Raw genomic sequence first — 17912 nt, 5'->3', positions numbered from 1 at the left:
GCGCAGGATATCGGCCTCCCCGCGGTGCGCCAGGCCGTCATGGCCCGGCGCAGGCAGGCCACCGCAGGCGCCGCGCAGGCGCCACCGTCTTGCAGGTCCGTCCGTCGGCACAGCGCCGGCGTGGCAGCGTTCGGCCTGCGTTTCTGCACCGTTCCCGTCTCGCCACCGTCCAGGAGTTCGCCCATGTCGTTTTCGCAGCCACGCCCTTCCTTCCGCCATGCCGCGACGCCGCTGGCGCTGGCGGTCGCCACCGCCTTGTCGCTGGGCAGCGCGGCGGCGCAGGCGCAGGAGGCGAGCGCCGACAGCGCCACCCAGACCCTGGACAGCATCGTGGTCACCGGCTCGCGCCTGCGCCGCGTCGACACCGAAACCGCCAACCCGGTGGTGACCATCAGCCGCGCGCAGATCGAAGCCACCGGCAAGGCGACGCTCGGCGATCTGGTGCAGGAACTGCCGTCGATCGCCGGCAACGCCACCAACCCCAACACCAACAACGGCGGCGGCACCGGCGCCTCGGTGATCTCGCTGCGCGGCCTCGGCGACAAGCGCACCCTGGTCCTGGTCAACGGCACGCGCCTGGCCAGCAACGACGTCAACGCGATCCCGGCGACCATGATCGAGCGGGTGGAGGTGCTCAGCGACGGTGCCTCGGCGGTGTACGGCTCGGACGCGATCGGCGGCGTGGTCAACTTCATCCTGCGCAAGGGCTTCGACGGCATCGAGGCCAGCGCCGACTTCGGCACCAGCTCGCGCAGCGACGGCAACCGCCGCAACTTCGCGCTGACCGCCGGCAAGACCGGCGAGCGCGGCAGCATCGTCGCCGGCCTGTCCTACCACGACATCGACCCGGTCTCGGCTGGCGCACGCGCCTACTCCAAGGACGCGCTGTCGCTGATCGACGGCGTCGGGGTGAAGCAGGGCTCCTCGGCCACGCCCACCGGCAGCATCAGCTTCAATGACGGCTCGGCCGCGGCCAAGGCGCTGGCGGCGAGCAACGGCTGTTCGCGGGTCACCTTCAATGGCGGCAGCAGCAGCCCGACCAACGCCAGCCAGTACCACTGCTACGTCGCCTCCACCGATTCCTACAACTACCAGCCGTACAACCTGCTGCAGACCCCGCAGGAGCGCACCAATGCGTTCGTGCTCGGCAGCTATCGCTTCAACGATCACCTGGAAGGCTACGTCAACACCTATTTCAGCAAGACCACTTCGTCCTCGATCATCGCGCCGATCCCGATCTTCGCCAACGGCGATAACTTCCTGGTCTCCTCCGCCAGCTACTACAACCCGTTCGGGGTCAACTTCGGCACTGATCGCAGCACCGGCACCTCGTACAACAACTTCAACACCCGCGCCACGGTGCTGGGCAATCGCCGCTACGAGTACAACACCTACAATTTCCAGATCAATCCCGGCCTGCGCGGCAGCTTCGGCGACAGTTCCTGGCAGTGGGACGCCAGCCTCAACTACGGCAAGGTCAAGCAGAAGTCGATCAACTACGGCTTCCTCGACTACGCCGGCTTCAACGCCGCGGTCGGGCCGTCGTTCCTCGCCGCCGACGGCACGGTCAAGTGCGGCAGCGCCGGCGCGCCGATCGCCGGCTGTACCCCGATCGACGTGTTCAACCTCAACGCCGCCAGCAACAAGGCGGCGCTGGAAGCGCTGGTGGTCAATCCGATCGTCACCAACGTCTATACGGTCAAGCAATTCGAGGCCAACGCCAACGGCGAACTGTTCGCGCTGCCGGCCGGCACCGCGAGCCTGGCCGTGGGTGTCTCCTATCGCAAGGAAAGCACCAGCACCGCCGCCGATCCGTTGTGGACCGGCGACGAGAACGGCATGTGTGGCGTGCTCGAGTACTGCGCCTCGGTGCTCGGCGGCAGCTTCAGCGTCAAGGAAGCCTATGCGGAAGCGCTGTTCCCGCTGCTGGCCGGCCTGCCTGGCGTGCACTCGCTCAACCTGACCGTGGGCAGCCGCTTCTCCGACTACGACACCGTCGGCAGCAAGACCAACAGCAAGATCTCGCTGGAGTACCGCCCGATCGAGAACCTGCTGCTGCGCGGCACCGCCTCGCAGGTGTTCCGCGCGCCCAACATCAGCGAACTGTATGCCGGCGTGGCTGGCGACTCGCCGTCGGTCACCGATCCGTGCAACGGCTACACCGGCGGCCATGCCGCGGCCTGCGCCAACGTGCCGACCGACGGCAGCTACCAGCAGGCCGACAACCAGGTCGGCGCAAAGGCCTCCGGCGCAGCGGTGGCCGGCTACCAGCTCAAGCCGGAGACCGGCATGTCCTACGACTTCGGCGTGGTCTACGACCCGGGCTGGGTCGAAGGCCTGTCGATGAGCGCGGACCTGTGGAAGATCAACCTCAAGGACACCATCACCCAGGTCTCGGCGCAGACCGTGCTCAACCAGTGCTACGCCAACGACGCCAGCGCGTTCTGCGCGCTGATCCACCGCAACGACAACGGCACCGTCAACTACATCGCCGAGCCCACCGTGAACCTGGGCAAGCTGTGGGCCAGCGGCGCGGACTTCAGCCTCAACTACCGCCTGCCGGACACCGCCTGGGGCAGCTTCAGCGCCGGCCTCAACGGCACCTACGTGATCCGCTACGACATCAACCCCGACACGACTGACGCCAGCACGGTCACCATCCACAACGCCGGCAAGTACACCTACGCCTACGGCAACTTCCCGCGTTGGCGCGCACTGGGCACGCTGAACTGGAACCTGGGCGACTGGAGCGCGTCGTGGCGTGTCCGCTACATCGGCCGCACCGAGATCGGCAGCGCCGATACCCGCCAGAGCCTATCGGCCGATGCCGACCAGCCCGCCGTGGTCCGCGACATCGGCGCCTACGTCTACCACAGCGTGCAGGTGGGTTATCAGGTCAAGCCGTGGAACACGCGCTTCGAAGTGGGCGTGGACAACCTGGCCGACCGCCAGCCGCCGCTGTACTACGCCAACAACGTCACCAACGCCAACACCGACGTGGCCACCTACGATCTGCTCGGCCGCTACTACTGGGCGCGGGCGACGGTGAAGTTCTGAGTGGGGGCCTGCTTGCGTGGGCGACCAGGTGACAGTGCCGTGGCGGATGGAGCCCGCCGCGGTATGTTCGGTCAGGCGCGATTCCACCTGCTAGCAGATTCCACGTCGGCGGTAATGCCGTTCCTGCCCGCGTATCGCGCGGGCGGGGCGCTTGCTCACCCGCATCTGGCGCGCGCATCACACGAGTACACGACGCGCGGGAAGCCCACTCGTAGGAGCGGCTTCAGCCGCGACACGGCATTACCGATGATGCCTGTCGCGGCTGAAGCCGCTCCTACGCGACAACGGCATGCCCCGCTGAGCCGCGTTGAAGCGCGCTACCAATAGTCTCCTTCAGTCGAGCAAGGCCAGCAGATCCCGATGCAGGGCCTGCGGAATCCGCACGCCTTCGCTACGGCTGCGTTCCCGCGCCTGGTAACGGCGTTGCGACGGCAGGCGTGCCCCGGTGGCCTCGTAGGCCGCAAAGAAGGCTTCCGCGCGCGCCAGATGCGTGTCCCGGTCGGTGCCAAGAAAGCGCGCCGGATCCAGGGCCAGAATCAGTTCGCCGTGGTAGGGCGAAGCGCCGGCGCCGGCGTCGTGCGCCAGCGATTCGGCGCTGGTCAGGTCGCCGATCAACGGCCCGGCGATCAGTTCGATCATCGCCGACAGCGCCGACCCCTTGTGCCCGCCGAAGGTCAGCATCGCGCCGCCGTCGGCAACCGCGGCCGGATCGGTGGTCGGCGCGCCCGCCGCGTCCACGCCCCAGCCTTCGGGAATCCGCTGGCCGGCGCGGCGACGCAGCTCGATCTCGCCGCGCGCCACCGCGCTGGTGGCGAAATCGAACACGAACGGCGGCGCATCCACGCGCGGCCAGCCGAACGCCAGCGGGTTGGTGCCCAGCAGCGGCGTGCGCCCGCCGGCCGGCGTCACCCAGGCATGGCTGGGATTGCAGATCAGCGCGACCAGCCCGGCATCGGTGATGCGCTCGACTTCCGGCCACAGCGCAGAGAAATGCACGCAATGATTGATCGCGAGCGCGGCCAAGCCATTGGCCCGGGTCTTCTCGATCAACAACGGCAGCCCACGCTCGAACGCCAGCAGCGAGAATCCGCCGCGTGCATCGACCCGCACGATGCCCGGCGCATGGTCGTGCACGACAGGCTCGGCATCGCCCACTACCTTGCCATTGCGCAGCGTCGCCACGCAGCCGAGCGTCCGGTACAGCCCGTGCGAGGCGCAGCCGTCGCGTTCGCCGGCGACGATGGTGTGGGTGAGAGCCTGCACGTGCGCCGGGCTGAAGCCGGCGTGGGTCAGGATGCGCTCGACCAGGGCGGTGGCTTGGTCCAGGGACAGGGTGATGGTGTCGCTGGGGTTCATTGAAATGGGCACGGGGTGGGGGTGCCGGATTCTCGCCCGCGCGAAGGTCAGTGAGAAGCCTCAAGGTAAGTCCGAATTGGACGGATTGATCCGGTCGCAGCGGGGGTGCGTTGATTCGTGGCCGTCCTAGCCATGTCGGATTCGGAGACAGCAGCGCCTGCGGAGCGTCGAAAAATTTTCTTGACAGATATCCCTAAATGGGCTCGATAATCTGGCACGGCCATCGCTTTGGCCCGCAGGGGATTTTTGATCGACCGCTTGCCTCGCGCTTGGCGCGATGGGTTTGTGCTGTTGCGATTTTGGTTATCGCGATATTCGCTGGAGTCTCGCGATCGTTCAGGGAGTTCGGCCCGCAACGGGCTGAAAGGGAAGAGGCAAGCGATGTTCAAGGCGAGGCTGGTGATCGGCATGGTGTTGCTGTGCCTGTGCGCGCGCGTTTACGCGGCGGACGACGTGGCGCCCTACGAGGAATACGAAAAGAAGATCAAGGCATCGCAGGTGGTTGGTCCGCTGAAGGGCGACATCTTCGGCGAAAACATCAGCCTGTACGACCGAAGCGTCAGCTTCCGCGCGACCGATGTCAGCGTGCCTGGCAACAACGCATTGCCAGTCGCGCTCGGACGCGAGTTCAAGGTCATGAACCGTCGCCAGGAGTACGTGGCCAAAGGATTCGGCGACTGGGAAATCGATCTGCCGCGCGTCTACGGCGAGTTCCTGGCCGAGAAGGGCTGGGTGACGACCAGCGGCTCTCCGGCCGCGCGTTGTTCGTTGCCGGGTCGGCCGGATGCGGCGATGACGGTCAACGGCATCACCTATCCTGGTACCGCCGATGACGTCTGGCATGGTTACTACCTGCATGTTCCTGGAGCAGGCGAGCAGGAGTTGCTGGTCGACAATCAGACCAAGACGCCGCGCCCCACCGACGGCGTCAGCCGTCCCTGGATCACCAAGGATGGCTGGCGCCTGGGCTGCCTGGCCAGCGTCAGCAACTATGCGGGTGAAGGGTTTTTGGCGATCTCGCCGAGCGGCGTCAAATATTACTTCGACTACGCGGCCGTAATTACGATCAAGAGCTACAAGCTTCCGATGGCGAGCGTGGCGGCGGGCTTTGTTTACGCGCCTCGCGCGCGCATCGCGCTGATGGCCAGCCGCATCGAGGATCGCTTCGGCAATTGGGTGACGTACAGCTACACCGGCGACAAGCTATCCTCGATCCAATCCAGCGACGGTCGTGCCATCGCGCTGAACTACAACGGCGATCTGATCAGCAGCGTCCAGACCAACGGCCAGACCTGGACCTATGGCTACGAACTCAGTACGGCGTACCCGACGCCGCAGGGCGCCTATCGCCTGAAGACCGTCACCCAGCCCGATGGGTCGCAGTGGATCTACAGCATCGCCAGCGGCAACATGCTGCCAACGCGCGAGCCGCCGGCCGGCGGCGGCGCCAGCAACTGCGCATCCGAGCCAGACCCGATGAATGGCGCGGTATCGTTGCAGGTCACGCATCCGTCGGGCGCTGTCGGCGTTTTTGCCTTCGATTACGAGCGCCAATACCGCAATCACACACCCATCATCCGTTGCGCAGTGCCTGCCGGGCAGCAACCCCCCGTTCCTTATGTGCCTGGCTATTTCGACAACTACGTCCTGACGTCAAAGACGGTGACGGGGCCGGGCCTGGCACAGCAGACCTGGAACTATGCTGCCGATACGCCTGCCACGAAGTTCTACACCTCGGGTCAAGCTACCGACCCCTGTCCGACGTGTGTACCGAGCAAGACGGTCAAAGTCACCAATCCCGACGGTACAGCCACGGCTTACGAGTTCGGCTTCATGTACGGGCTGAACGACGGACGCCTGCTGAGCACCACGGCACTGGATGCCAGCGGCAATACGCTGTCCAAGACCAGCAACAGTTATTTCGCCGATGGCGATGTGGCCGCGCAGCCGTTCCCGGCCGAGATGGGCCAATCCCTGCTCGGCATTCCCAATCCGCTGACCAATGTGCTGCGGCCGCTGCGTATCAGGACCATCGTACAGGACGGTGTCTCCTACAGCTGGACCGCGAATGGCTTCGATGCGTTCGCGCGTACGCTCAGCGTCACTCGCGCCAGCCCATGGCATTCGCGGACGGATGCGGCCGAGTACTACGACGACCTGGGCAAGTGGATCGTCGGCCAGAGCGCCAAGAGCACCAACAGCGATACGGGACTGGTGGAATCGCAGACCAGCTATGACACCAATGCAATGCCGTCTCAACGCTGGTCGTTCGGCAAGTTGCGCCTGAGCCTGAGCTACAACAGCGACGGTACGCTGGCGACGGCGAAGGATGGCAGCGCCAACACCACCACGCTGTCCAACTGGAAGCGCGGCGTTCCGCAGTCGATCCGCTATGCCGACGGCACAACCGAATCGGCCACGGTCAACGACAGCGGCTGGATCACCTCGACCACGGACGAGAACGGCTACACCACCAGCTATGGCTACGACACCATGGGCCGGTTGTCGAGCATTGCCTATCCGGCCAACGACACCGTTTCCTGGAACGCCACCACGCAGTCGTTCGAGCAGGTCGGCGGCAGCGAGTATGGGCTTGCTGCCGGCCATTGGCGGCAGACTGTGGCTACCGGCAACGCGCGCAAGCTGACCTATTTCGATGCGCTATGGCGCCCGGTGCTGACCCGCGAGTTCGATGCCGGCAACGAAGCCGCGACGCAGCGTTTCCAGAAGTTCGCCTACGACTACGACGGTCGCAACACCTTCAGTTCCTATCCCGGCAGCAGCGATACGCTCAGTACGGGGGCCTGGACCGAGTACGACGCCCTGGGCCGTACCACGTCGGTGTCGCAGGACAGCGAATTGGGCCTCTTGACGACACGGACCGAATACTTGAGTGGTATCCGGACCCTGGTGACCAATCCTCGTGGCCAACAGACCACCACAGGCTTCCAGGTGTTCGACCAACCGGACTACAGCAAGCCGGTGTGGATCATGCATCCGGAAGGCGCCGTTACCGAGATTCCGCATGATGTGTTCGGCAAGACGTTGGCGATCCATCGCCGCAATGGCGACAGTTCGCTGGCGGTGACCCGAAACTACGTCTACGACGACTCCCAGCAACTGTGCAAGACCGTCGAACCGGAAACCGGCGCGACGGTGATGGACTACGATGCCGCCGGCAACCTGGCCTGGTCGGCCAGCGGGCAGGGCTACACCTCGACGTCCTCGTGCAATCGCACCGACGTCGCCACCAGCGCCAAGGTCGGCAGAAGCTACGACGCGCGTAACCGCCTGGCCACGCTGGCGTTCCCCGACGGTGTCGGCAACCAGTCCTTCGTCTACACCGCCGATGGCCTGCTGGCACAGGTCACCACCAACAACAGCAACGGCGGCAACGCCGTGGTTAACACGTATACCTACAACAAGCGCCGCCTGCTGCTGAGCGAGAGCATGACGCAACCAGGTTCCAGCGGCTTGAGCCTCGTTTATGCCTATACGGCCGATGGCCATCCGGCCGGGGTCACCTATCCATCGGGACTGGCGTTGAACTATGCGCCCAATGCCCTGGGCCAGGCGACCCAGGCCAATGGCTATGCGCTGGGCGTGAGCTACTACCCCAACGGGGCGATCAAGCAGTTCACCTACGGCAACGGCATCGTGCACACGATGGCGCAGAACGCACGCCAGTTGCCGTCTCGCAGCAGCGACAGCGGCGGCGGCAATCCGCTCGACCTGGGCTATACCTATGACGCCAACGGCAACGTCGGCGCCATCACGGATTACGCGCGTGGGCGGCAAACGCGCAGCATGGGCTACGACGGCCTGGACCGCTTGACCAGCACGCAATCGGCGATGTTCGGTGGCGATAACCTGGCGCGCTACAGCTACAACGTGCTCGACGACCTGACGGCGGTCAAGGTGGGTGGCAGCCGCGACTACAGCTATTTCTACAACGCCAACCGGCAACTGCTGAGCGTGAACAACAGTTCCGACAATTCGGCGGTGATCGGCCTGAGCTACGACGCGCAGGGCAACCTGTCCAACAAGAACGGCGTCAACTACGTGTTCGACAAGGGCAACCGTCTGCGCGAAGTCACCGGCGTGGAAACCTACCGCTACGACGCGCAAGGCCGCCGCGTGCTGGCGAGCAGCCCAAGCCTGGGCGACATCGTCTCGCTGTACGGGCAAGACGGCGTGCTGCGCTATCAGCGCGACGAGCGCGTCGGCAAGATTTCCGAGTACGTCTACCTGGGCGGCAGCCTGCTGGCCAAGGTCAGCAACCTGCCGACGCTGGCATCGCCCAGCGCGACGGTTCCCGGCTATAGCAGCTCCGGCAGCTACACCGTGCAATGGTCCACGGTGGCCTCGGCCAACCGCTACGAATTGCAGGAGCAGGCCAACGGCGGCAGCTGGACGGCGCTTTACTCCGGCGTCGCGACCAGCCAGGCGGTCTCCGGCAAGGCCGCGGGCAGCTATGCCTATCGCGCGCGCGCCTGCCTGGGCAGCTACTGTGGCGCGTGGAGCGCGACCGCAACGGCCGTGGTGCAGTTCGCGCCCAGCGACGCGCCCAGCATCAGCGTGCCCGCCACCGGCGTGGTCGGCAACTACACCATCAGTTGGGGCACGGTCACCGGCGCGGCTACTTACTCCCTGGAGGAAAGCGCCAACGGCGGCAACTGGAGCGTGTCCTACAGCGGCAGCGCGCAGAGCAACGCCTACAGCGGCAAGGCCGCCGGCAGCTACGCCTACCGCGTGCGCGGCTGCAATCCCGCCGGCTGCGGCCCGTATTCGGGGACCGGCACGGTGCAGGCGGTCTATGCGCCGGGCTCGGCGCCGTCGTTGAGTGCGCCAGCGACCAACACCACCGGCAGCTACACGCTCAGCTGGAGCACGGTCGCCACCACGGTCAGCTACAACCTGGAAGAGAGCAGCGACGGCGGCAGCACCTGGAGCGGGATCGCCTCGGTGGGCGGGACCAGCGCAGGCGTCAGCGGTCGCGGCGCCGGCACCTACCTGTACCGGATCAAGGCGTGCAACGCGGCCGGCTGTGGGCCGTACTCGGGCAACGCCTCCACGCAGGTCATCTTCGCCCCTTCCGGCGCCCCCAGCCTGAGCGCTCCGGCCAGTGCCGGCGTCAACGGCTACACGGTGAGCTGGAGCGGCGTGGGCACCGCCAGCAGCTACACGCTGGAAGAAAGCGCCAATGGCGGTGGCTGGACGGCCACGCAGAACGCCAACGCCACCAGCCAGGCCTTCTCCGGCAAGGGCAACGGCAGCTATGCCTACCGGGCCAAGGCCTGCAACGTGGCCGGCTGCGGACCGTACTCCAACACCCAGACCACGGTGGTGAATACCTCGCCCCCGGCGACCCCATCGTTCAACAGCGGCTACCGCTACCTCAATACGTCGCCGGTGAGGTTCGAACTCGACTGGACCGCCAGTGCGCGCGCAACGCGTTACGAGATCACGGGCGCTGTCAGCTATTCCGGCCCCAACACCAACGTGACATTGAACAAGACCGGGTCGGTCAACACCGTGCAGGTACGCGCCTGCAACGACAACGGCTGTTCGGCGTGGTCGGCGGCTTTCACGCCGACGGCTGAAGGGGGGAAGGGCAAGTGAGCATCCGATACAAGAAAGCAGGAAGCGTCATGTCGTGGATCGGATTGCTCTGGGTGCTGGTGCTTGCGCTCCCGGTGCAAGCGCTGGCCGAAACGGTGGAGTACTTCCACACCGATGCGCTTGGCACGCCGATCGCGGTGACCGACACCAGCGGCACCCTGATCGAGACCAGCGAGTACGAGCCTTACGGCAAACTACTCAATCGGCCTGTGACCGATGGGCCTGGATTCACCGGGCACGTGCAGGATGCGGCCACCGGGCTGACATACATGCAGCAGCGGTACTATGATCCGGTGATCGGGCGGTTTTTGTCGGTTGATCCGGTGACTCCATATAAGAGTCCTTCGGTGCAGTTTAATAGATATGGGTATGCTCGAAATAGTCCTTACCGATTTTATGACCCTGATGGGCGTTGTACTGGATCAAGAATTGAGAATGCCGATGGAACTTGTAGGGTTAATGGCGCAAATACAACAGAAGTAATTTCCTTGCATTCTAGTGAGGCGAAACAAGCTTCTGGAGGAGGAGCTTATGGTCGAGAATTACAGAAGACAGATCCATCTTGGACTAGGGATCGCAACGTCCGGAGTCAAATGGAGCAAGCTTGGGATGAGTCAAATCCAAACTCTCGACCGGTACCGCAAAATTCCCAAGGTTCTACGAAGCAAGAGCAAGGTGGGTGGGTTGTTCAGTTTGCAAATGAAGATCATCCGGACTTGGTGCGTCTAGAGCCAGGTACGCGAGATCATATGGGAAAGGACTCCCTGCACAAGCCGTCGGAATTTGAATGTGCTTGTAAAGTGCTCGGTTTTTTCCACGCTCATCCAAATACTAGAGAGGAGGGATATATGCCGCGAGCAAATGGATTTGACTATCAGTTCCAATTGTATATGGGTGTTCCAGGAATGGTCCGAAGCCATGAAGGTTATGAATTTATCTGGATTCCGGAGCAGAAGCAATGAAATTTTATGTTCGAAAAGCTTTCTTGGTGTTGTTCTGTGTTACTTTTTCTTCTTGTTGTAACGCCAATCATCAAGTGGATGGACTGAAAAAGCCCGGTGATTCACGTTCTGATGCTGAGTCGATATGTTTGGCGCAGATCCATAGATACGTGGAGAAGACGCGGAAATGGGGTATAAAAGATTATTCGATTATTCAAGAAAACTCTTCTCCTGGCTTGCGGGGGTTTTCTGTTTTGCATAAAGACGATGTTGGTGCTCTGCTTGCGGACAAGCGAGTCAAGTCATTTCATGTCGATCTTGATGAGAAATGCAAAAAGGTAGTTGAGGAGTTGGCTTATCAATAGTTTCTAGGTTATGTTGCGCTGCTTTTTTGCTAAATTTTAAAATTTCACGAAACTGTAGGGAATCTGCAGTGACGTGTCATGACTTGATTAATCTCTATCAAGTGTGGCGCTTCGAATAATTCATTCAAACAACTTGGCCGGTGTGGGCCGTACTCCAACACCCAGACCACGGTGGTGAATACCTCGCCCCCGGCGACGCCATCGTTCAACAGCGGCTACCGCTACCTCAATACGTCGCCGGTGAGGTTCGAACTCGACTGGACCGCCAGCGCGCGCGCAACGCGTTACGAGATCACGGGTGCTGTCAGCTATTCCGGCCCCAACACCAACGTCACCTTGAACAAGACCGGGTCGGTCAACACCGTGCAGGTGCGCGCCTGCAACGACAACGGCTGTTCGGCGTGGTCGGCGGCTTTCACGCCGACGGCGGAAGGGGGGAAGGGCAAGTGAGCATCCGACACAAGAAAGCAGGAAGCGTCATGTCGTGGATCGGGTTGCTCTGGGTGCTGGTGCTTGCGCTCCCGGTACAAGCGCTGGTCGAAACGGTGGAGTACTTCCACACCGATGCGCTGGGCACGCCGATCGCGGTGACAGACGCCAGCGGCAAACTCATTGAGACAAGCGAGTACGAACCTTACGGCAAGTTGCTCAATCGGCCTGTGACTGATGGGCCTGGATTCACTGGGCATGTACAGGATGCGGCGACCGGGCTGACGTACATGCAGCAGCGGTACTATGATCCCGTGATTGGGCGGTTTTTGTCAGTTGATCCGGTGGCCGCGATACGGGACTTTGTTGCTTTATTTAATAGGTATAAATATTCCAACGATAATCCCTATCGTTTCTCTGATCCAAATGGAATGTGTACTGGTACACACGTATGTAATGAAGACGGTACTGCAGTAAGTACTTCTGAGTACACAACTATGGCAGGGACAGCGCTAATGCCTAAAACGATCACTTCGTCAATGGTTAGTTCTGTTGGGCCTGAACAGGCGTCAAAAAAACAGATTGACACTGCGGTTAAGGACGCAAATTCTGTCGGGAGGACAGCCAAGGCCGCTGGCGACTCGCGCGCTGTTAGGGCGTTTAATAAACTTGATGGAATTGAAATAGACAGCAGTAACTGGGATGTTTCAACTGCACAGGGTGGGACAGTTGAGCAAACAAGTGTCGCATACGTGAATTTTAATTCAAAAAGTGATCGAGGTTCGATTGTGCTCAGCGCTGCAAGATATTTTGATGGCCGATCAACTTTCTATAGGGTGTTTCGCTTTATGCATGAAGTTTTTCATTTTGACACTGAATTTGATAACCAAAAAATTACCCAACTGGCAGCGGGGTGTGTGGGGTGGAACTGCCAGTTTGAAAGGAATGTCGAGGCGGCAGCACGTAAAACAATGAATGCGGGTTGGGATAATAATAGTAAGGAGAATTGATTGTGAGAATTTCATTGGCGCTATTTTTTGGATTGATCGCTTTTCCTTTTTTTTCTTATGGGTCATCGCCTTCAAATAGATCAATAGAAAAGTTATTCAAAAAATCGACTGCAGTGATCGCTGGAGAGGTTGTAGCGATCAATGGCTCGTGTCCTGAGACTGGATATTGCAATAGAATATATGTGGTATCACTTGAGAGAGGAACTGTTTTGGCATTTAAATCGCCTGAAACCTCTTTGGTTAGCTATGACAAATTTTGCTCCAATGTTCAATTGGAGGTTGGTGAGAAATATACATTGTTCTTGGAGGCCGCCAGCCGTTTCAATACCGGTGATTCAAGTAAGTGTCCTCTCGTTGTCGGTATAGATGGCGCTTTTGAAAGAATTGGGTCTGACGTATATAGGGTTGGATCTCCAGAAGGTCAGATAATTGTCAATTTCGATGGCAATAAATATTTGACTAATGCGATTTTGGAGCCTGACTTCGATAATTTAATTAAATCTCTATCGAGCACAAAGGCTTCAAAGTAATTCGTTAGATCATTGGTTTAAGTTTTTATTGGGATTTTTAATGAAGGTTATCGCAATGAGCTCTAGGTGCCCGTGTGTCCCAGGGCTAGTCTAGAGGTTTTCAAGTCTTCGCGGCAATATTCAAATTTTGACGTGTTCGGAATATCGCATGACCGATAAGTAGCGAAATGCATGAATCTTGCTGAGTTCCACTCGAAGTTCCAAGAGGAAGGTAAGTGGGATGAATATATTTTAATGAAAAAGAAGCAGGAGAAAGAGCGCCAAGAGGCTTTTGAATGAGCAAAGAAGTGCTTCTGCTCCTGCGGTGGTTGCGCCAAAAAATAGTGGGTGCTGCAGTTGACTCCATTGGGACTTGCGTGGATATGGGATGAGGTTTGCTCAAGCCGTGCATGTTTTTCTTGACCATTTAAATAATGAGTGCCGAACTCGACTGGACCGCCAGCGCACGCGCAACGCGTTACGAGATCACGGGGGCTGTCAGCTATTCCGGCCCCAACACCAACGTCACCTTGAACAAGACCGGGTCGGTCAACACCGTGCAGGTCCGCGCCTGCAACGACAACGGCTGTTCGGCGTGGTCGGCGGCCTTTACGCCGACGGCTGAAGGGGGGAAGGGCAAGTGAGCATCCGACACCATAAGGCAGGAAGCGTCATGTCGTGGATCGGGTTGCTCTGGGTGCTGCTGCTTGCGCTCCCGCTGCAAGCGCTGGCCGAAACGGTGGAGTACTTCCACACCGATGCGCTGGGCACGCCGATCGCCGTGACCGACGCCAGCGGCAACCTCATTGAGACCAGCGAGTACGAACCTTACGGCAAGCTGCTCAATCGGCCTGTGACTGATGGGCCTGGATTCACTGGGCATGTACAGGATGCGGCGACCGGGCTGACGTACATGCAGCAGCGGTACTATGATCCGGTGATTGGACGGTTTTTGTCGGTTGATCCGGTGACAGTAAACTTAAAATCTGGCAGCGGTTTCAATCGTTATTTTTATGGAAATAATAACCCGTACAGATTTTTTGATCCGGATGGGAGATGCGTAGGATCTCATATTTCAGATCGCGATGGCAGATGTCCCGGCTCGGACAGCTATACAACAACACCTAGGGCTGAGTCAAAAATTTCTAGCTCTCAACAAAAAATTTCAGTCATGGGAAATTGGCAGCAGCCAGCCAGATGGGAGGATTGGTATGGTCGTCCACTGACATTTGGTGAAAAGGAGGCGGCGAAAGATGAGTTTCCAAATATCAATGTTGATCTAATTAAAATTGATTATAATGCGGTAATTGGAGGTTTTACTCCTCGCAATACAATACATTTTCCATCTAACATGGAGTCGTGCAGGGATTTTATTTTGTGCGACGGGGGAAGGCACATCGGTTGGTTCATTCATGAGCTAACTCATGCCTGGCAATATCAAAATGGTGTGAGTCCATTTTGGGGGCATATATTCAGTAAGGACGCCCTTAATTTTGGGGGGTATTTGGGCTTCAAGGGGTATTTGAATACTCGCGACCCTAGTGGTTTGGGTACAGAAAAACAGGCGGACTGGCATATGTATAACTACTTGTGTAGAAATGGATTAATGGCGGGGTGTTGAGATGCTCAAGAGAATATTTTTTTTGTCCGTTACAGCTTTCTTGGTTGCAGGATGTTCGTATGGTGATAAATTATGTAGAGACGTTGAAGTTGAGAGTGTTGGCATTGTTAAGATAAGCAGTAATTTAACTTCATCGCCCATAGATGGGGGGCATGGGCCGAATTCGCCAGCAATTGGAATTTTGCTCGACATTGAAGATGTTTCGCCTGATTTGGCTAGGGACGTTGTTAGGTTGTCTCTATGGCCAAAACATGGTGAAAGTGAGTCTGCAAGTTGCAAAGATAAATTTTTATTAAAAACAAGAGTTATTTCTTGCACTCAAAATCTTGCTAATAAAGAAATGGTTTTGTTGGTGCAGTATAAATTTCCTGATGTTGCCGTAAATTATAATAACTATGAATTATCCTCGCGAAGGGTGGCTGAGATGGTTGATTCATACATGAGTAGTTGTGCAAGGTAGTTTGAGGATTTTATTCCGATTAAATGATAATTCAGGCATGGAATTTTATAATTAAATTATCGGGGAGATTTTTAAAATATTCTGCATTTTTGCAATTTAATGGGCGCGATTGCACTGAATTGAGGGTTGCGTGAATCCGTGGCCACATTTTTCTGCTCGCATTGCCGAGGCTCATCGCGATGTTGTAAACGTGACTGGGCGTAACGGGGTAATATCGAGGATTTTTGTGGTCCTTTCGAAGGTTTTTTGGCTTGATTGTATGAGCAGCCGCAAGCAATGCACGCCGAAACTCTGCGGAGACATTAAGTGCAGGATGCTTCCGATTAGCGTCCGCATGCGCTTAAGGCTACGAGATTGAAGGGTGAGTGGCGCTGCGTTGGGCGGCCAGTGTTTTCACGTTTGAACCACGCCGGTACATTGTTGCCACTGCCATAGCGGCTCTGCGATTAAGAATGCTCTGGCCCGTTCGATAAGCTGCCTGCCGTCCCAGGAAACAACGAAGCCGGCAGGTTGCCCGGCTTCGTTGCTACATGCGCGATGTCTATTGCGGCTTACGCAGACAACTCCAACAACAACTTGTTGAGCCGCCGCACATACGCCGCCGGATCCTTCAGGCTATCGCCCGCCGCCAACGCCGCCTGATCGAACAGCACCTTCGCCAGGTCGCCGAAACGCTCGCCATCGGCTTCTGCGTCCAGCTTCTCGATCAGCGGGTGCGCGGGGTTGAACTCGAACACCGGCTTGCTCTCCGGCAGCTTTTGGCCGCTGGCTTCCAGGATCTGCCGCATCTGCAGGCCGAGGTCGCCCTGGCCGATGGCTAGGATCGCCGGGGAGTCGGTCAGGCGGTGCGAGACGCGCACTTCGGACACCTCGTCCTTGAGCACATTCTGGATGCGCTCGACCAGGCCCTGCTTGGCCTTGGCGGCTTCTTCCTTGGCCTGCTTCTCTTCCTCGCTGTCGAGCTTGCCCAGGTCCAGGTCGCCGCGGGCCACGTCGACGAAGGACTTGCCGTCGAACTCGGTGAGGTAGCTCATCAGCCACTCGTCGATGCGGTCGGTGAGCAGCAGCACTTCGATGCCCTTCTTGCGGAACACCTCCAGGTGCGGGCTGTCCTTGATCTGCGCGTAGCTCTCGCCGGTCAGGTAGTACAGCTTGTCCTGGCCGTCCTGCATCCGCGCCACGTAGTCGGCCAGCGACACGGTCTGCGCGCCGTCGCTGCCATGGGTGGAGGCGAAGCGCAGCAGGCCGGCGATCTTCTCGCGGTTGCCGAAGTCCTCGGCCGGGCCTTCCTTCAGCACCTGGCCGAAGTTCTTCCACACGCCCTGGTAGCGCTCGGCGTCGTCCTTGGCCAGCTTCTCCAGCATGTCCAGGGCGCGCTTGGTCAGCGCCGACTTCATCGAGTCGATCACCGGGCCGGACTGCAGGATTTCGCGCGAGACGTTCAGCGGCAGGTCGCTGGAATCGACGATGCCCTTGATGAAGCGCAGGTACAGCGGCAGGAACTGCTCGGCCTGGTCCATGATGAAGACGCGCTGCACGTACAGCTTGAGCCCGCGCGAGGCATCGCGCTGGTACAGGTCGAACGGCGCGCGGCCGGGCACGTACAGCAGCGAGGTGTACTCCAGCTTGCCCTCGACCTTGTTGTGGCTCCACGCCACCGGGTTCTCGTGGTCGTGGGCGATGTGCTTGTACAGCTCCTGGTATTCCTCGTCCTTGATCTCGGTGCGCGGACGCGTCCACAGCGCGCTGGCGCGGTTGACCGTCTCCCATTCCGGGGTTTCCGGCTTGTCCTTGTCCTCGCCGTAGTGTTCCTTGGGCAGTTCGATCGGCAGGGCGATGTGGTCGGAATACTTGCGCACGATGCCGCGCAGCTTCCAGCCGTCGGCGAAGTCCTTCTCCTCGTCCTTCAGGTGCAGCACGATGCGGGTGCCGCGCTCGGCCTTCTCGACCGTGGCGACCTCGAACTCGCCTTCGCCGCGCGAAGACCAGTGCACGCCTTCGCTGGCCGGCAGCCCGGCGCGGCGGCTGTACACGTCGACCTGGTCGGCGACGATGAAGGCGCTGTAGAAGCCCACGCCGAACTGGCCGATCAGGTGCGAATCCTTCTTCTGGTCGCCGGACAGGTGCTTGAGGAACTCGGACGTGCCGGACTTGGCGATGGTGCCCAGGTGCGCCACGATCTCCTCGCGGCTCATGCCGATGCCGTTGTCGTCGATGGTGACGGTGCCGGCGTCCTTGTCGAAGCCGATGCGGATGCGCAGCTGCGCATCACCGTCCAGCAGCTCCGGCTTGACCAGCGCCTCGAAGCGCAGCTTGTCGGCGGCGTCGGAGGCATTGGAGATCAGTTCGCGCAGGAAGATCTCCTTGTTGGAATACAGCGAATGGATCATCAGCTGCAGCAGCTGCTTGACCTCGGTCTGAAAGCCCAGGGTTTCTTTTTGGGTTTCCACGCTCATCGGTAGGTGCTCCATGAAGGATGGGCGGCCGCGCGGAGGAGGGCGCGGCTCTGCCGGCCGACATGGTGGCGGCCACGGCCGGCTTC

At 59.8% G+C, this 17912-nt stretch carries 12 protein-coding genes; 10 read left to right on the top strand and 2 right to left on the bottom strand.

From position 1 onward, the window contains the following. Positions 1-183 precede the first annotated feature (183 nt). Positions 184-3057, top strand: a complete 2874-nt coding sequence (locus PIQ37_RS12795; protein WP_342073773.1) for a TonB-dependent receptor domain-containing protein — start codon at positions 184-186, stop codon at positions 3055-3057. A gap of 333 nt (positions 3058-3390) precedes the next feature. Here the strand turns inward: PIQ37_RS12795 and PIQ37_RS12790 are convergent, their stop codons facing one another. Beyond that, positions 3391-4413, bottom strand: a complete 1023-nt coding sequence (locus tag PIQ37_RS12790; protein WP_342073772.1) for an Ldh family oxidoreductase — start codon at positions 4411-4413, stop codon at positions 3391-3393. Between the two features lie 381 nt (positions 4414-4794). Here PIQ37_RS12790 and PIQ37_RS12785 point away from each other — a divergent pair, with 381 nt between their 5' ends. The 9 genes from PIQ37_RS12785 to PIQ37_RS12745 all read left to right on the top strand — a co-directional run bounded on the left by PIQ37_RS12785 (position 4795) and on the right by PIQ37_RS12745 (position 15370). Beyond that, complete coding sequence (locus PIQ37_RS12785; RefSeq protein ID WP_342073771.1) at positions 4795-10035, top strand: RHS repeat protein; 5241 nt, start codon at positions 4795-4797, stop codon at positions 10033-10035. 29 nt (positions 10036-10064) lie between these two features. Beyond that, on the top strand, positions 10065-10997 hold the full coding sequence (locus tag PIQ37_RS12780; RefSeq protein WP_342073770.1) for an RHS repeat domain-containing protein: 933 nt from the start codon (positions 10065-10067) through the stop codon (positions 10995-10997). Further along, positions 10994-11341, top strand: a complete 348-nt coding sequence (locus PIQ37_RS12775) for a hypothetical protein (protein ID WP_342073769.1) — start codon at positions 10994-10996, stop codon at positions 11339-11341. Before PIQ37_RS12780 ends, PIQ37_RS12775 begins: the two co-directional genes overlap by 4 nt. A gap of 174 nt (positions 11342-11515) precedes the next feature. Continuing rightward, a complete protein-coding gene (locus tag PIQ37_RS12770) occupies positions 11516-11791 on the top strand; it encodes a hypothetical protein (protein WP_342073768.1) in 276 nt (91 codons plus the stop codon). A gap of 29 nt (positions 11792-11820) precedes the next feature. Beyond that, on the top strand, positions 11821-12780 hold the full coding sequence (locus PIQ37_RS12765) for an RHS repeat domain-containing protein (RefSeq protein ID WP_342073767.1): 960 nt from the start codon (positions 11821-11823) through the stop codon (positions 12778-12780). Positions 12781-12782: 2 nt separating this feature from the next. Then, positions 12783-13310: a hypothetical protein gene (locus tag PIQ37_RS12760; RefSeq protein WP_342073766.1), complete on the top strand. Its 528-nt coding sequence runs from the start codon at positions 12783-12785 to the stop codon at positions 13308-13310. A 413-nt stretch (positions 13311-13723) separates the two neighbouring features. Then, positions 13724-13933, top strand: coding sequence for a hypothetical protein (locus PIQ37_RS12755; RefSeq protein ID WP_342073765.1), 210 nt, complete (start codon positions 13724-13726; stop codon positions 13931-13933). Positions 13934-13962: 29 nt separating this feature from the next. Further along, positions 13963-14910, top strand: coding sequence for an RHS repeat domain-containing protein (locus PIQ37_RS12750; protein ID WP_342073764.1), 948 nt, complete (start codon positions 13963-13965; stop codon positions 14908-14910). Between the two features lies 1 nt (position 14911). Next, positions 14912-15370, top strand: coding sequence for a hypothetical protein (locus tag PIQ37_RS12745; protein WP_342073763.1), 459 nt, complete (start codon positions 14912-14914; stop codon positions 15368-15370). Positions 15371-15921: 551 nt separating this feature from the next. On the opposite strand, the gene htpG is transcribed toward PIQ37_RS12745, so the two are convergent. Continuing rightward, a complete protein-coding gene (gene htpG, locus PIQ37_RS12740; protein WP_342073762.1) occupies positions 15922-17826 on the bottom strand; it encodes a molecular chaperone HtpG in 1905 nt (634 codons plus the stop codon). Positions 17827-17912 lie beyond the last annotated feature (86 nt).

It is taken from the genome of Xanthomonas protegens, assembly GCF_038442435.1.
In the GTDB taxonomy this organism is placed as follows: domain Bacteria; phylum Pseudomonadota; class Gammaproteobacteria; order Xanthomonadales; family Xanthomonadaceae; genus Xanthomonas_A; species Xanthomonas_A sontii.
The sequence above is the reverse complement of the archived record's forward strand: the minus strand, read 5'-3'. Positions and strand labels throughout refer to the sequence as shown.

What these genes read in the sequence shown, in the direction of transcription:
- PIQ37_RS12795 (WP_342073773.1), top strand. Translation starts at nt 184, where the DNA reads ATGTCGTTTTCGCAGCCACGCCCTTCCTTCCGCCATGCCGCGACGCCG.
- PIQ37_RS12790 (WP_342073772.1), bottom strand. Translation starts at nt 4,413, where the DNA reads ATGAACCCCAGCGACACCATCACCCTGTCCCTGGACCAAGCCACCGCC.
- PIQ37_RS12785 (WP_342073771.1), top strand. Translation starts at nt 4,795, where the DNA reads ATGTTCAAGGCGAGGCTGGTGATCGGCATGGTGTTGCTGTGCCTGTGC.
- PIQ37_RS12780 (WP_342073770.1), top strand. Translation starts at nt 10,065, where the DNA reads ATGTCGTGGATCGGATTGCTCTGGGTGCTGGTGCTTGCGCTCCCGGTG.
- PIQ37_RS12775 (WP_342073769.1), top strand. Translation starts at nt 10,994, where the DNA reads ATGAAATTTTATGTTCGAAAAGCTTTCTTGGTGTTGTTCTGTGTTACT.
- PIQ37_RS12765 (WP_342073767.1), top strand. Translation starts at nt 11,821, where the DNA reads ATGTCGTGGATCGGGTTGCTCTGGGTGCTGGTGCTTGCGCTCCCGGTA.
- PIQ37_RS12755 (WP_342073765.1), top strand. Translation starts at nt 13,724, where the DNA reads ATGAGTGCCGAACTCGACTGGACCGCCAGCGCACGCGCAACGCGTTAC.
- PIQ37_RS12750 (WP_342073764.1), top strand. Translation starts at nt 13,963, where the DNA reads ATGTCGTGGATCGGGTTGCTCTGGGTGCTGCTGCTTGCGCTCCCGCTG.
- PIQ37_RS12745 (WP_342073763.1), top strand. Translation starts at nt 14,912, where the DNA reads ATGCTCAAGAGAATATTTTTTTTGTCCGTTACAGCTTTCTTGGTTGCA.
- htpG (WP_342073762.1), bottom strand. Translation starts at nt 17,826, where the DNA reads ATGAGCGTGGAAACCCAAAAAGAAACCCTGGGCTTTCAGACCGAGGTC.